The organism is Croceivirga sp. ABH4_376 (assembly GCF_056160685.1).
Window position 1 is genome coordinate 18,332 of record NZ_JBSWXQ010000010.1, and the last position, 15,313, is coordinate 33,644.

General features: G+C 34.8%; 11 protein-coding genes. 9 read left to right on the forward strand and 2 right to left on the reverse strand.

Features of this window, described 5'->3' with window-relative positions; genetic code table 11:
* Positions 1-102 precede the first annotated feature (102 nt).
* The 7 genes from ACXAGS_RS14925 to ACXAGS_RS14955 all read left to right on the forward strand — a co-directional run bounded on the left by ACXAGS_RS14925 (position 103) and on the right by ACXAGS_RS14955 (position 9,695).
* A complete protein-coding gene (locus tag ACXAGS_RS14925) occupies positions 103-1,257 on the forward strand; it encodes a 5-(carboxyamino)imidazole ribonucleotide synthase (protein ID WP_474907945.1) in 1,155 nt (384 codons plus the stop codon).
* Positions 1,258-1,458: 201 nt separating this feature from the next.
* Positions 1,459-1,596, forward strand: coding sequence for a RhuM family protein (rhuM, locus tag ACXAGS_RS14930; RefSeq protein ID WP_474907946.1), 138 nt, complete (start codon positions 1,459-1,461; stop codon positions 1,594-1,596).
* 18 nt (positions 1,597-1,614) lie between these two features.
* Positions 1,615-3,084: a hypothetical protein gene (locus tag ACXAGS_RS14935; RefSeq protein ID WP_474907893.1), complete on the forward strand. Its 1,470-nt coding sequence runs from the start codon at positions 1,615-1,617 to the stop codon at positions 3,082-3,084.
* Positions 3,085-3,576, forward strand: a complete 492-nt coding sequence (gene purE, locus ACXAGS_RS14940) for a 5-(carboxyamino)imidazole ribonucleotide mutase (protein ID WP_474907895.1) — start codon at positions 3,085-3,087, stop codon at positions 3,574-3,576.
* Between the two features lie 87 nt (positions 3,577-3,663).
* Positions 3,664-5,694: a M3 family metallopeptidase gene (locus ACXAGS_RS14945; protein WP_474907897.1), complete on the forward strand. Its 2,031-nt coding sequence runs from the start codon at positions 3,664-3,666 to the stop codon at positions 5,692-5,694.
* Between the two features lie 202 nt (positions 5,695-5,896).
* Positions 5,897-9,292: a PAS domain-containing protein gene (locus ACXAGS_RS14950; protein ID WP_474907898.1), complete on the forward strand. Its 3,396-nt coding sequence runs from the start codon at positions 5,897-5,899 to the stop codon at positions 9,290-9,292.
* Positions 9,285-9,695, forward strand: coding sequence for a response regulator (locus tag ACXAGS_RS14955; RefSeq protein ID WP_474907899.1), 411 nt, complete (start codon positions 9,285-9,287; stop codon positions 9,693-9,695). The genes ACXAGS_RS14950 and ACXAGS_RS14955 overlap by 8 nt, the downstream gene beginning before the upstream one ends.
* A 14-nt stretch (positions 9,696-9,709) precedes the next feature.
* Here the strand turns inward: ACXAGS_RS14955 and ACXAGS_RS14960 are convergent, their stop codons facing one another.
* Together ACXAGS_RS14960 and ACXAGS_RS14965 are read right to left on the reverse strand one after the other, a co-directional pair.
* On the reverse strand, positions 9,710-10,618 hold the full coding sequence (locus ACXAGS_RS14960; RefSeq protein ID WP_474907900.1) for a hypothetical protein: 909 nt from the start codon (positions 10,616-10,618) through the stop codon (positions 9,710-9,712).
* Positions 10,599-13,163, reverse strand: a complete 2,565-nt coding sequence (locus ACXAGS_RS14965; RefSeq protein ID WP_474907901.1) for a toxin-antitoxin system YwqK family antitoxin — start codon at positions 13,161-13,163, stop codon at positions 10,599-10,601. The genes ACXAGS_RS14960 and ACXAGS_RS14965 overlap by 20 nt, the downstream gene beginning before the upstream one ends.
* Positions 13,164-13,378: 215 nt before the next feature.
* Between ACXAGS_RS14965 and ACXAGS_RS14970 the strand changes: the two genes are divergently transcribed.
* The gene (locus ACXAGS_RS14970; protein WP_474907902.1) at positions 13,379-14,884 is read left to right on the forward strand and encodes a PAS domain-containing sensor histidine kinase; all 1,506 of its coding nucleotides are present in this window, start codon (positions 13,379-13,381) and stop codon (positions 14,882-14,884) included.
* Positions 14,877-15,290: a response regulator gene (locus ACXAGS_RS14975; protein WP_474907904.1), complete on the forward strand. Its 414-nt coding sequence runs from the start codon at positions 14,877-14,879 to the stop codon at positions 15,288-15,290. Before ACXAGS_RS14970 ends, ACXAGS_RS14975 begins: the two co-directional genes overlap by 8 nt.
* Positions 15,291-15,313: the final 23 nt, after the last annotated feature.

Genomic DNA, 15,313 nt, shown 5'->3' on the forward strand with positions numbered 1-15,313 from the left:
GCAGTGGGCAAATATACTATTTTTTAACGGCCCTTAACGCCTAAAACTTCTTGCTTTAAAGGAATACCCGTATTTTTGCGAGCATTAAAATTAGATATGACCATGCACTTCTTTTCTTCGGATTTTAAACTGGGTATTTTAGGCGGTGGCCAATTGGGTAAAATGATGCTTTATGAAACTCGTAAGTGGGACATTGCCACCAAAGTTATGGATGCCTCCAAAGAGGCACCATGCGCTATTGCCTGCAATGAGTTTGTTCTTGGCAAACTCTTGGATTATGATGCCGTAATGGATTTTGGAAAAGATGTAGACGTGCTAACCATAGAGATAGAAAATGTAAACGTAGATGCGCTAGAAGCTTTAGAAGAACAGGGTAAAACCGTTTATCCACAACCCAAAGTTTTGCGCACCATCCAGAACAAGGCTACACAAAAATTATTTTATAGGGACAACAACATACCCACATCTGAATTTACCAGATACGCTTATACTTCTGAAATTAAAGAAAGTGTACAAAACGGCGGATTGGAATTGCCTTTTGTTTGGAAAAGTGCGCAATTTGGTTATGACGGCCAAGGGGTTAAAATTGTTCGTGAGTTAGCCGATTTAGAGGGGTTGCCAAATGTTGAGTGTATTGCTGAAGATATGGTAAACTTTAAAAACGAATTGGCTGTAATTGTAGCGCGAAACAGTAAGGGCGAAACCAAAACTTATCCTGTGGTAGAAATGGAGTTTCACCCAGAAGCCAACCAAGTAGAATATGTAATTTGCCCAGCACGTATTCCAGAAGAAGTAGCCCAAAAGGCGCAGGCCGTTGCAAAAAAAGTGAGCGAAGGTTTTGGACAAGTAGGTTTGTTGGCCGTTGAACTTTTTCAGACACAAGACGATGATATTTTAGTAAACGAAGTAGCCCCAAGACCGCATAATAGTGGGCATTACAGCATAGAGGGCAGCTTTACCAACCAATTTGAACAACACATAAGATGCATTCTTGGTTTACCTTTAGGAAAAACCGAAAGTAAAGTAGCGGGTGTCATGGTAAACCTTGTAGGGGCAGAAGGCCATACAGGAGATGTAGTTTATGAAAACATAGAAGAGGTATTGGCCATGGATGGCGTTACCCCACATATTTACGGTAAAAAAATGACGCGCCCGTTTAGAAAAATGGGACACGTAACCATAGTAGATGCCAACATGGCTAAAGCCAGACAGGTAGCACAAGAAGTAAAAGAAAAAATAAAAGTGGTTTCGAAATAAAACATTCAAATTCAAATATTGCCATTTTCATCTCAAAAGAAACAGGGCTTCAATTAGAAGTTCCTGTTCAAAACTAAACGGTTAGGCTGTCTTAGCATGAGATGACGGATTTATTTGGACAAACCAAAAAAAATATGTTTTACACATTAAAAATTGCTCAGGGAGAAAGAATTATATAAATCTTCAACTGTCAAGGAATACTTGACCGTTCAAAAAGAAGGAAACAGAAGTGACAAAAGAAGGATAAAAGTATATAACCTCGATGTAATTATTTCAGTTGGTTATGGGGCAAAATCAAAACGTGGCATACAATGTCGGCAAATGGCAAAAAGTAATTGAAAAAAACTCAAATAAAATATGAATATTAAAGCAGCATATGGTTTTTCATTAATTACAATTCTTCTAATATTTAATTTCAGTTTTGGACAAGAAATTGTGTTTTCAACATCAGATCTTAAAGAAAAAAAAGGAAACATCTTTGAAAATTTACGCAATCCTTCTGCAAGCAACGGACTAAAAGTTTCTGAAATTGATGGCCACCTGATTATTGACTATACGAAGAGATATTATTTATACAGTTTCGTGTTTAATTCTGACTTCCAACTTAAACAAGAACTAAGCCGAAGAATGGAATCTTCCTCTTATATCAATTTTTTAGAAAGTTTTGGACCTATTGAGAATCGACATTTTGTTTTTAGGGGATTTAATAAAGATGAACTTTTTTTCTACAACATTGAAAAGGAAGAAGAGGGAACTTTTGTGAAAATTAAAAAAAGTGAATTTATTGGTGCTTTTACAGCTCAAAATAAGTTCTTTCACATTGGATACGATAAACGTAAAGCAAGCTTAATTTTTACATCATTTGATCAAAACCTCAATAGTAAATCTGATGAAATCCTCCTGAGAGATTTTATGAATGTTTCGGATCAATCAGTTTTGAAATCATTCGAAAAAATATTTTCGAACGAACGATTCGAAGAAATAAACAATTATCAATTGAATACAATCGAAGAGATTAGCAGGAGAAATAAATTTTTTGTTTCGGGTAAAAAATTAATTTTCTTAATAAATCCTCAACTAGATAAGTCTGAAAGACTAGATAATTATGCTGTTACTGTAGACCTAGAAACTTTCAAATTAGAAACCAAAAAATTAATAGATACTCTATCAAAAGAGAATTATGATAAAAAACAACAGTCCAACTCCTACTATTTTGATGATAAGGTATTTTGTGTCAATGGAAATAGAAATGAATTCACTATTTCAGTTTTTGAACTAAATTCTAAGAAAGTCTTTTATTCCAAAAAATTTGATTCAGCTTCCTTCTTCGATTTGAATTCTAATAATCTATTTGACATAGACCTAAAGAATATTTTTAGAAACCCAAATAAAATGTCAATAGAGCAAAAACTAAAACAGATTTTTAAATTGAATGTTGGAATTAAAGTAAATCAAACTAAAAATGATTATTATATTATAGTTGGCGGAATTGAGAAAAAAAGTGGCTTTTCAACAAGTACTTTAGGTGGCTCTCCATTTTCAGATAAAACAATTTTTCTTCATGGATTCTACAGCTTTGAATTCGAAAAATCTATAAAACTAACATTGGATAAATCTAGCTCTAAAATAAGTAAGTCAAACGAAGTACATCCTTATCAAAAAATAGAAACTTTTAGAAAAGATAATTTTTTTAAGGGAATCGGTATGTTAAATGGACCAACAAAAAAACTACCAAGAACAGAGGTCCAGTTTAAATATGGTGATGCCTATTATTTGGCATATTACAGTGATTATGAGGAAAAATATATCATTAGAAAATTTAATTAAATGAGCAAAGTAGCAGTAGTAATGGGCAGCACAAGCGACCTTCCGGTTATGCAAGATGCTGTAGATATTTTAAAAGAATTTGATATTGAGGTAGCTGTAGACATTGTCTCTGCCCACAGAACCCCAGAAAAACTATTTGATTTTAGTACCAATGCGCACAAAAACGGATATACCGTAATTATTGCTGGTGCAGGCGGTGCGGCACACCTACCAGGTATGGTTGCCTCCATGTCTCCCCTACCCGTGATTGGTGTACCGGTTAAAAGTTCTAATTCTATAGATGGCTGGGATAGTGTTTTATCTATTCTACAAATGCCGGGTGGTGTACCTGTAGCTACTGTTGCCCTAAACGGTGCCAAGAATGCCGGTATTTTGGCGGCACAGATAATTGGCGCAAGTGATCAATGTGTACTGGATAAAATAATAGTTTATAAAGAAGGATTAAAGGAAAAAGTAACCAAGGGCGCAGAAGAAGTAAGAAAAAAGTATTAGTTATTGGTTGATGGTTGATGGTTGATGGTTGATGGTTGATGGTTGATGGTAAGTAACTGAAGTAATTAAAATTTGAAAAAGAAAACAATGAAAAATCCTTTATTAGAACCGTTTGATATGGCTCCGTTTTCCCAGATAAAAAACGAGCATTTTAAACCTGCAATAGAAGAAAGTATCGCATTGGCAAAAGCAGAAATTGATGCTATTGCCACCAACAAAGAAGCTCCAACCTTTGAAAATACCATTGCGGCATTAGATTATGCGGGCTATCAGTTGGATCGGGTTACCAGTGTTTTCTTTAATTTAAATTCAGCAGAAACCAATGAGCACATCCAAAAAACCGCTCAAGAAGTTTCGCCTTTATTATCTGCTTTCCAGAACGACATCACCTTGAATGAAGTCTTGTTTAAACGCGTAAAAAGCGTATACGAGCAAAAAGACAGCCTAGACCTCAACGGTGAGCAACAACAATTGCTAGACAAGCGCTACAAAGCCTTTAGCAGAAACGGCGCTAACTTGCCAGAAGACAAAAAAGAGCGGTTACGAGAAATTGATGCGGAACTAGCTAAATTAAAACTTACGTTTGGCGAAAATGTGTTGGCAGAAACCAACAAATTCCAAATGCATTTAACAGATGAGACAGCCTTGGCTGGGCTACCCGAAGGTGCTAAAGAGGCGGCTGCACAATTAGCAAAATCCAAAGATTTAGAAGGCTGGTTAATTACCCTAGATTACCCAAGCTACATTCCTTTTATGAAGTATGCAGAAAACAGGGAATTACGCAAAAAACTTTCTTTGGCATTTGGCAGCAAAGGATTTCATGGGGACGAATTAGACAACCAAGAAAACGTTTTAAAAATTGCTAATTTACGTTTTGAACGTGCCCAACTATTGGGCTATGCTACACATGCACACTATGTGTTGGAGGAGCGTATGGCAGAAACGCCAGAAAAGGTAAATAGTTTTCTACAAGAACTATTGAGCAAAGCCAAACCTGCCGCAGAAGCCGAGTTTAAGCAATTGCAAGATTTTGCCAAAGAAGTAGATGGTATAGACCAATTACAAAAGTGGGACAGTGCTTTTTATAGTGAAAAACTAAAGCAAAAGCTTTTTAATTTAGATGATGAAAAGTTGAAACCCTACTTTAAGCTAGAAAATGTTATTGATGGTGTCTTTAAAGTGGCCGAAAAGCTATTTGGACTTTCGTTTAAGGAAGTAACCAACGTTGATAAATACCATGAAGATGTAAAAACCTTTGAAGTTTACGATGCTAACGGGGATTTTTTATCGCTTTTTTATGCCGATTTTCATCCTAGACCTGGCAAGCGTGGTGGCGCTTGGATGACTTCTTTTAAATCGCAATTTAGAAAGGAAGGCAAAAACGTAAGGCCACATGTTAGTAATGTGTGTAATTTTACCCCATCTACAGCTAGCAAGCCGTCCTTATTAACGTTTAACGAGGTTACTACCTTGTTCCATGAGTTTGGTCATGGCCTACACGGTATGTTGGCAGATACTACTTATCCTAGTCTTTCTGGCACCTCTGTGTATTGGGATTTTGTGGAACTACCAAGTCAGGTACTAGAAAACTGGTGTTACGAGAAGGAAGCACTTGAGTTATTTGCGCATCATTATGAAACAGGGGAACTAATCCCTATGGAATTGGTGCAAAAAATAAAAGATTCCGCTACCTTTCAAGAAGGTATGCAAACGATACGCCAATTAAGTTTTGGCTTGTTAGACATGGCTTGGCATGGTCAAGACCCTACCCAAATTACCAATGTAAAAAGTTTTGAAAACAAAGCTTTTGCGGGTACCCAATTATACCCCAACACACCAGAAACTTGCATGAGCACTTCTTTTTCCCATATATTTCAGGGAGGTTATGCTTCTGGCTATTACAGTTACAAATGGGCAGAAGTTTTAGATGCGGATGCTTTTGCCTATTTCAAGGAAGAAGGTATTTTTAACAAAGAGGTAGCCACAAAATTTAAAGATTACGTGCTTTCTAAAGGAGGCACCGAAAACCCTATGGAATTGTACAAGAAATTCCGAGGTGCCGAACCTAAGATAGAGGCACTTTTAGAACGTGCCGGTCTGCTTAAAAAATCAGCTTAAAACTTACCCATAAGGCTCCCTTACATTACTGTTAGGGAGTCTCCTTTTCATATTACTTAGCTTAAACCACTATTAAGTTTACACAGGATTTACTTTTCTTAAGAGGCTCTTGTCGTTTTTTAACAAATAATACCTTACATTTATACAAGACTCCTTCTACCTAATAAAATAATTTATAGCACAATTAGCCGTTTATTATTACATGTTTAATTCACCTCAAATTCAGACCGATAAATTCAGCAAGGCTGGCAAAATTGCCAAAATTGGCATATTTGAATATGATATTACCAAAGACCAACTTTCTTGGAGTAATGGTATTCATGAAATAGCAGAAGCAGAACAAGGGTTTATTCCCAACCGTGAAAATACCTTTGCCTTATTTCAAGATGCTAGAAATAAGGCCATAATACGTAAGGCATTCAATAGCGCTGTTGCCTTTGGAGAAATAATCAATATAGACGTTGAAATACGGAGCCTAAAAGGAAATATAAAACATGTTTGGTGTATTGCAGAGGTAAATTTAAAAGATGGAAATCCGTATAAAATTTACGGCATTGCCCAAGATATTACCCATAGAAAAGGTTTAGAAAAAGACCTTAAAACACAAAATCAACAGTTACGATTTGCGGAGAAAACAGTGGCTATTGGTTATTGGAAATGGACTTTAGCTACCGATGAAGTTATTTGGTCCCAGAACCTATATTCCATTTTTGGGGTAGCATCAGGTAAGCCCCTTACGTTTAATGATGCCATTACAAAAGTACACCCAGAGGATTTAGCTTACGTTGAAAAATGTACCAGTACAATTTTAAGAACAGGTGAATTCAATAAATTCAATTACAGGATTGTTTTAGAAAATGGCATAACCAAACATATACAACTGCAAGGACAAACCAGCTTAGACTCCAACAATACCATTGTTGAAATTGTAGGAACAGCCCAGGATATAACGGAACAGGTACAGAAAGAAATACAACTAAAACAAAAAAACTATCAGCTTAAAAAAGCTGAAAAAATGGCAAGCATAGGTCACTGGACCTTGAATTTAGAGGAAGACATCGCCTTATGGTCAGACAATCTTTATGACATTTATGGAGTAGAAAAAAATACCGTTATAACGTTAGATAAATTTACAAGCTTTATTGTTGACACTGATAAAGAAAGGGTAGCCAAGAATATAGAAAATGCTATTAAAACAAAGGTTTTCAACGATATAGTTTATCAAATTCAATTACCCGAAGGGAGAACTAAAACCATAAAAACAGTTGGCGAAATAAAGGTTGTGGCTAATGACCAGGTAGTTGAAATGATTGGTACCTGCCAAGACATTACCGAACAGGAGAAAAAAGAACAGCTCTTAATCCAGAAAAACCATCAGTTAAATTTAGCAGAAGAAATGGCGATAGTAGGCCATTGGAGTTGGTTTCCGCAAACCAACGAGGTTACTTGGTCCGATAATTTGTATAAGATTTATGAACATGAATATGATGCCCCAATTAGTTACGATACTTACATTGGCTATGTCCATAAAGATGACAAAAAATTTGTTTCAGACAAAATAAAAAAAGCATTTGAAACCGGGGTTTTTGATAAACAATCCTACCGAATACAGCTAAAAAGTGGTGTTGTAAAAAATATTAGGTCTGTTGGTAAGGTAATTAAGGACAAGGAGGGCAATGTAATTAAAATGCTAGGTACCTGCCAAGATATTACCGAACAAGTAGGCCAAGAACAGGAATTAATTAGAAAGAACAACCATTTAAGCATTGCAGAAAAACTAGCTAAAATTGGTTATTACCAGTGGAATACGGTTACCCATGATATTATATGGTCTGATAACCTTTATGAAATTTTTGAACATGAAAAAGGCGCGCCAATTACTTTTGACACCTACTATAATTACATATATGAAGGGGATAGGGATTATGTACAAAAACAAGTTGAAGCTGCTTATGCAGGTAAAAAACATCATGATATATTCCATAGGATACAATTACAAAATGGTACCGTAAAAAACATTCATTTGGTGGCTGAAGGGCATTACAATAAAGACAATGAACTTATTGAAGTTATTGGAACGCTACAAGATGTAACCGAACAAGAAGAGAAGACCCTGCAACTTAGAAAACAGTACCACCTTTTAAATACCGCAGAACAACTAAATAACCTAGGGCATTGGCGTTTAAGACCCAATGAAAATGATGAAGGTGAATGGTCCGATAATCATTATAGAATCTTTGGAGCTCCCTTTGGCAAAAAAATGACGTTTGAGGATGTAATGGAATATGTACTGCCAGAAGACCATAAAATTCTTTTGGATGCCTACCAAGTAATATTTAAAAATAAAAGCTTTCCAAAACACACCTTCAAGATTAAGACCCCAGAAGGCCAAATTAAAATTATTGAGGCCAAAGGAGAAGTAATCTTGGATGCCAAAAACGAAATTACAGAGATTCTTGGAACGGTTAAAGATATTAGTACGGAACACGCAGCCGAAATTAGATTTAGAGATTTGTTTGCCGCAACCCCAGACGCAATACTTATTGCCAATGAAGATGGCGAAATACAACTGGTAAACAAGAAGGCAGAACAATTCTTTGGGTACACAGCGCAAGAATTAAAAGAATTTATAGTTGTAAACTTGGTTGCAAAAGGGTATCGTAAAAAAAGTGTAGCCTATTATGAAGCATTCTTTAAAAATCCAAGGAATATAACCTTAACAGATTTTGACGACTTGCATTTGGTACACAAAGATGGACGGCGCATTCCGGCCACCGTGACTCTTGGCCCCTTTAAGGTAAATAACCAAACTTTGGCAATTATAGCCCTTAAAGATATAACCATTCTAAAACAACAAGAGGAAGACCTACTTTTAGCAAATTCTGAACTTAAAGAAAGTTCTGAGAAACTAAGAATACAAAATAGGCAATTAGAAGATTTTACCCATATTACCTCTCACAACCTTAGGTCTCCAGTAAACAACTTAAAAACGTTAATTAATTTCTATAAAGAAACCCCAGATAAGGAGAGCAAGGACCTTATTTTTGAAAAACTGGAAACAGTTTCCGATCATCTAAATGAAACATTAAACACACTCATAGAAAGTTTAATGATTAAGAATGAAACAAATCCAGAGAAGGAGCAACTGGAATTAGATGTGGTTTTGCGTAAAACTACTGAACTTTTGGCCGCTCAAATCAAAGAAAAAGATATTGAAATAGTATCGGATTTCTCAGCGAAGAATGTTGTTTGCTACAATAAAATTTATTTAGAAAGTATTTTCTTAAATCTAATTAGTAACGGCATAAAATACAGCTCTTCTGATAGAAAGCCCAAGATTAAGGTTAAAAGTATGATAAGAGACAATAAGATACTCTTACAATTTACGGATAATGGTTTAGGTATTGATTTAAAGAAACATGGCCATAAGGTTTTTGGATTGCACAAAGTTTTTCATAGAAATCCGGAAGCCCGTGGTATTGGGCTGTTTATGACAAAAGCCCAAATTGAAGCAATGGGAGGCACAATAGGCGTGGTAAGCGAAGTGGACAAAGGAACCACATTTGAAATCAATTTAAATAATGTTACAGATGCGTAAAGGTCTTATAGCTTGCATAATTGATGATGATACTATCTATCAATTTACCATGAAAGCCATTTTAACCAAAATGGCTTGTTTTGAAGGTATTTATATTTTTAATGATGGAGAAGAGGCCTTTGACTATTTTGCTAGCAATACACAAGAACCAGATAAATTACCGGACCTAGTATTCTTGGATATTGACATGCCGGTGTTGGACGGTTTTCAATTTATGGAGCAATATGAAATGCTTTTACCGCAACTAAAAAAAATAGCTGCAATTTATATGTGTTCTTCCTCTTTAGATCCCAAGGATATTGTAAAGGCCAATAAAATTGAAAACATAAAAGAGTATCTTATAAAACCCATTAAAGAAACTAAATTAGCTGCTATTCTTAAGCAGTTAGAAAACCCTAGTTAACACCCCTAACCTTTTTATTTTAAACTAACTTTTCCTATAACATTTAAACTGGCGCCACTATTTTTATCCCACACCTTTACTTTCCAATCTACTGGGTTACTAACGTTTCCATTTGGGATTTGCACGTAATTATAAATAATCTCTTGCGGGTGTATTTGGGAATAATTTTGCCCTTTTAAGACATCTTCTTCACTAATAATAAGCCTTCCTCTGGCGTCTTGAACAGTTACGGACATACCTAAACTGATACCGTTACTGCCTTTTGTATAGCCTTCTAAAAATTGTAGGTTAAGAGATACTTGTTCATCAAAGGGAATTTTACCATCAGTAATAATGGTATTTTTCTTTGTGTTTAGACAATAGACCTCGCCTACGCTAAGCCCCTCTTCTATTATTTGAAAATGTGGATCTGCTTCAATTTTAAATGGCATTTGATGGGTTAAGCGCGCATTAGATTTTAAATCTGACAATATATATGTTGCCAAATAAGGGTGACCAGAACGCATAGGGTTTGCCAAAGTTAAAATTCCCGAAAGTTCGGCATCCTTTGGTTGGGACAAGCCATCTAATAACTCTGGCTCGTATAACAAGGTATCTCCTTGCATATTAGTTACTGTAACACTTAAAATAGGATGTATCTCATCTTTAGTTTCTTTAAACCCTTCTACAGCCTTAAATTTGGTAACCACTGTTTGTCCGTAGGTAAAAGAATTTGGCCCAGGTTGCGGACTTTTTGGCAAAATAGATACCGTACCTACCTGCAAACCGTTTTCCTCTACCGTGGTCTCATTTTTATAAGTAACGGTAGGCTCTTCTTTGTTTCCTTTACAACCACTTGTAAAAAATGTAAGCGCAACCAGAAAAGAAAGTGAACATTTTAATAATAGTTTAATCAACTTAAACTTAGTACAAATTATACTCATATACTTGATTGGTGTTAACATCTAACTTTTGCGAAAAAATAGCATTGTTAAATTGTAATTGTTCTATAGACGAAAAAATCTTCTCATCTTTTTCGTTATAGATGTTAATCTCAATTTCCTTATCATTTTTCTTTATCTTATAGTAAGCAGCACCGTTATCTGAATATTGTGGTTTTAGAAATAGTATTCCAGATTTATAGGTACTTCTTTCAATATTTGCGGTTGCTATAATTTTACCTTCTTTGTTATAACGTATCACCTTTCCGTTAATAACGCCCCCAGACAGGCTGTAAACTAGCTTTTTCTTCTCCGTATTTAAATAAAATAATTCGCAAAGTACCGTATCATCATCTTTAAAAGTTTTTACCAAACGTCCATTATCAGATACCGAGGTTTCTTTGGTTAGGCTCCCTGCCTTATAGACTTGTGTTCTTTTTTCTTTTTTGTAAGAAGAATCTAAAGTTCTAATACCTTCATAAGGATTCCCCTCTTTATATTCCATTTTTCCAACAACATCACCATGTTCATCATAATAAGTAGAAACACCATGCAAAACATCTGCTTTGTAGTTTTCTTCTGAGATAATTGCACCAGCATAGGTGTATTTTCTAAACGTTCCTTCCTTTTTGTCCGCCACGTAATTACCTTCTTCCAAAACTTGAAAATTATAGTCCAACTTTTGATATAATCCAGATTTCACCCCATTTTCTATGGTGAATTTTTCTCTTGTTTTAGAATCGTAATATTCTCCAGACCACGGAACCCCATTTTTGAATTCGGTTTTCGCAATTAATCCTCCTTCTCTTTTATAAAACATAGCGCAACAAGCTACATCAACATCTTCCATTAAAACAGGATTAATAACTCCGCTAGTGGTATACGGGCCATAATCGTAACGCTTAAATTTAAGTTGTTTTCCGTTTTTAGACTCTTCAAATTCCTTTACTTCGTCACTACTAGAGAAAAATTCATAGCGCTTGCCGTCTTCTGCTAGATAATCATACTCACCTATTAAATTGCCATTTTGGTCATAAAAAAGCCCCCTTTGTTCTTTGTATTTTTTGTAGGTTATATCACTTTGTTTTTCACCGTTACTATAAAATTTTACGGTTCTTTCTTTATCGTATCCATTTGGGGCATATTCATTAACCTCTTTAAATGTTACGGTTTTATTGTTACCAATTGTTTTTTCTCTCCAGTCCGTAGCTTTTACAATTACCCCTTCTTCATATACTTCTATGCGCTCTACCGTATTCTTCTTATAATGATAAGAAAAACGCAATCCGTCTACAGGTTTTGGATAGGTTTCATCCCCGTTTAAAGAAAGCTCTCCTAGTTTCTTTCCATTAAAATCAAAATAAACTTCCTTAAGCGGTGTTTTTGTAGATTTTACCACCTTGGAATTTGGAAAATAATTAGTCTCTACAATTAATTTTCCATCTTTATAGGTGGATTTTGTATCCCTAACTATTTGCGTACCGTTCAAGGGTCTATAATTATCGTACTCCATACGGGATAATTCCTCACCGTTTTCTAAATAGCTAATTTGCAGATACTTTTTGCCGTCTTTGTATTTATTTACTGTTTTTAAGACACCACATTCCCCATAATAGGTTTCGTCTTCGGAAATCTTACCATTTGCATAGGTTCTACTAGATTTTATGCAATAGGCATCCTCTCCTTTTGCTCCATAATAACCAAAAGAATATTCTTTTCCATTAAAGGGCTTACTCCCGTATTGATCTAAAACGTAGGTTATTTTACCTATTTGTTCACCGTTACGGTCAAAATAAATAGTAGCAAGTTCTGGCTCCTTTTTAAATTGCGCTTGGAGTTTACCATTTGGATAATAAGACGTTTTACCCAAATACGTTCCCTGATCATAATAGGTAATACTAGCTACACGCATTGGGTCATAGTTATAATAAACATCTACTCCATCTATTTTACCATTTTGCAGCTTGTTTTTCTTGCCTATGTACACACCACCTTTGCCGTAATATCTAGCATAAACCTCATAAGTTTTATCGGTACCAATCCGTTCTGATCTAATACCATCAATACTATTTTGATAAATAATTTCCTTTATGGTATCCGCCTTTTTCTCCATGTAGTATTTTCTACCGGAAGCATATACCATGTTTCTTTTTCCAGAAACCCATCTGTTCTTTTTATAAAGGGCCGTTAGCTTTTCTCCGTTTAAGAAAGAAATAAATTCTCCTTCTAAATAGCCATCAACATAATTGGCTTCTTGCTGTAGGGAACCATCTTTATAATACCAACTTACCTTTCCGGTCCAAATATCTTTAGTGTCTGATATAGAATAACCATCCATTTGCAATTGGCCGTTAATGTGGTAATCCTGATTGTGGAATAAATCACCTACTTTTTTAATAGGTGGCCTATAAAAACTAGCACTATCTTTGTTGGTTATAACCTTCCACTGTGCATCATAAAAGATTGTATCTTTTTGTGCGTTTATAGCGATAGAAAAAAAACATAGTAGGAGAAATATATTAAGGTACTTTGCATTATTTATCATCATGTCTTTATTAAGTTATACTATACAATTACAAAACTATTATTAGGCAATTATTTGTACACCCCTGTTTTCAGGGAAAAACAAATCTTTGCAACTATACTAAAAACAAACCCTTTATCGGTTTTTTTAGTATAAACATGATTTATTTTTTATTTTTGTACGCTATTTCTTACCTTCTTAGTAAGTAAGTATTCGAATTGGTTTACAAGTAGTTGCAGATGAGTTTATCCCCCACAATTAAAACCAATATTATCGACGAAATCCATAGCCATGCAAAAATTGGCATTTGGCATTTTGACTATGAACTGAATGAATTAAAATGGAATTCAGTAATAAAGGAAATTGCAGAACTCCCTGCCAATTTTATCCCTACAAAAGAAAATGGTTTTAATTTTTACAGAGAAGGGTTAAACCGAAAGTTATTTGAGCAGGCTTACCAGGTATTATTAGAAACAGGCAATTCGTTTGATTTAGACTTAGAAATAGTAACCTCCAAAGGAAATATTAAGTTTGTTAGAACTACTGGAAGCGCTGAATTTAAAAATGGAATTTGCCAAAGAACCTATGGTATTTTTGAGGACATTACCGAAAGAAAAGAGAACGAACTTGAACTCCATCGTAAAAACAACCAATTAAACTTAGCAGAAAAACTAAGTATGATTGGTTACTGGAATTGGAATCTAGAAAGAGACCGCTTAACCTTTTCTGACAATTTATACCGTATTTACGGCTTGCCGCAAACCAAGAATTTAGCCATAAAACACCCTTATGGTAGAGTACACCCAGAAGATCGGGAAAAAGTGAATAAGCATTTGATCAAAGTGCTCAAAACCCGTTTTTTTGAGAAGTATATCCATCGTATTAAGTTACCCAACGGAAAGATTAGATATCTAGAATTAATTGGTAAAGCTATAACGGACGAACGTAATAGGGTTGTTGAAATGGTGGGCTCTTGCCAAGATATTACCGAACAAAAAGAAGCAGAATATAGTTTAAAAGCTTCTAACAAAAGCTTAGTTAAGACAACCAAGAAACTTAAAAAACAAAACTCGGTCCTAGAAGATTTCACCCACATAACCTCACACAATCTAAGAGCTCCCGTAAGTAACCTTAATACTCTAGTGGGTTTTTATAAAGAAACAGCTGACATTGAAGAAAAGGAGGAGATTTTTGACAAATTAGAAACAGTAACCAATCACCTTAATGGTACATTAAACAACTTGATAGATTGTTTAATGATCAAACAAGGTTCTCACGACACTAGACAAGCTACCAACCTAAATGAAGTTCTTAAAAAAACCACAGAAATATTAGCTGCAGAAATTAAAGCCACAAAGGCGACTATAACTGTTGATTTTGAGCCCCTAGCCATTGTTGAATACAATGCAATTTATTTGGAGAGCATATTTCTTAATTTAATAAGCAATTCCCTAAAATATAAATCTCCTGACAGGGCACCCAAATTACGGATTAGCTCTTATTTAAAAAACAATAAAGTCTTTTTAAAATTTACCGATAACGGTTTAGGTATAGATTTGAAAAAACACGGCCATAAGGTATTTGGCCTAAATAAAGTATTCCATAGAAACCCGCAAGCTAGAGGCGTTGGACTATTTATGACCAAAGCGCAAATAGAAGCTATGGGCGGAAGTATTAAAATTAAGAGTAAAGTTGACCAAGGAACCACATTTGATATTGACTTAAACCAAACAAATTATGTGTAAAAATTTAAGCGTTTGTATAATTGATGATGATCCCATCTATCAATTTACCATGAAATCTGTTTTGAAAAAACAAAACACTTTTCAGCAGATTTTAGCTTTCAAAGACGGTGAACAGGCTTTAGACTTTTTTATTTCTAACCTAGATAAAGATAACGAATTACCAGATGTGATTTTTCTAGACATAGATATGCCTATAATGGATGGTTTTCAGTTTATGGAACAATATATAGAACTTAAGCCCAAAGTAGGTAAAAGAATTATTATCTACATGGTATCTTCCTCCGTAGACCCTAGAGATATTGATAGAGCTAAAAAAATTAGTGAAATCTCTGATTATATAGTAAAACCGGTAGAACCTGGTAAATTAAAAGCTATTGTTGCTGCACTTAAAAACGAGTTTAATTAAATAACTTAGTTAACACTAGTACA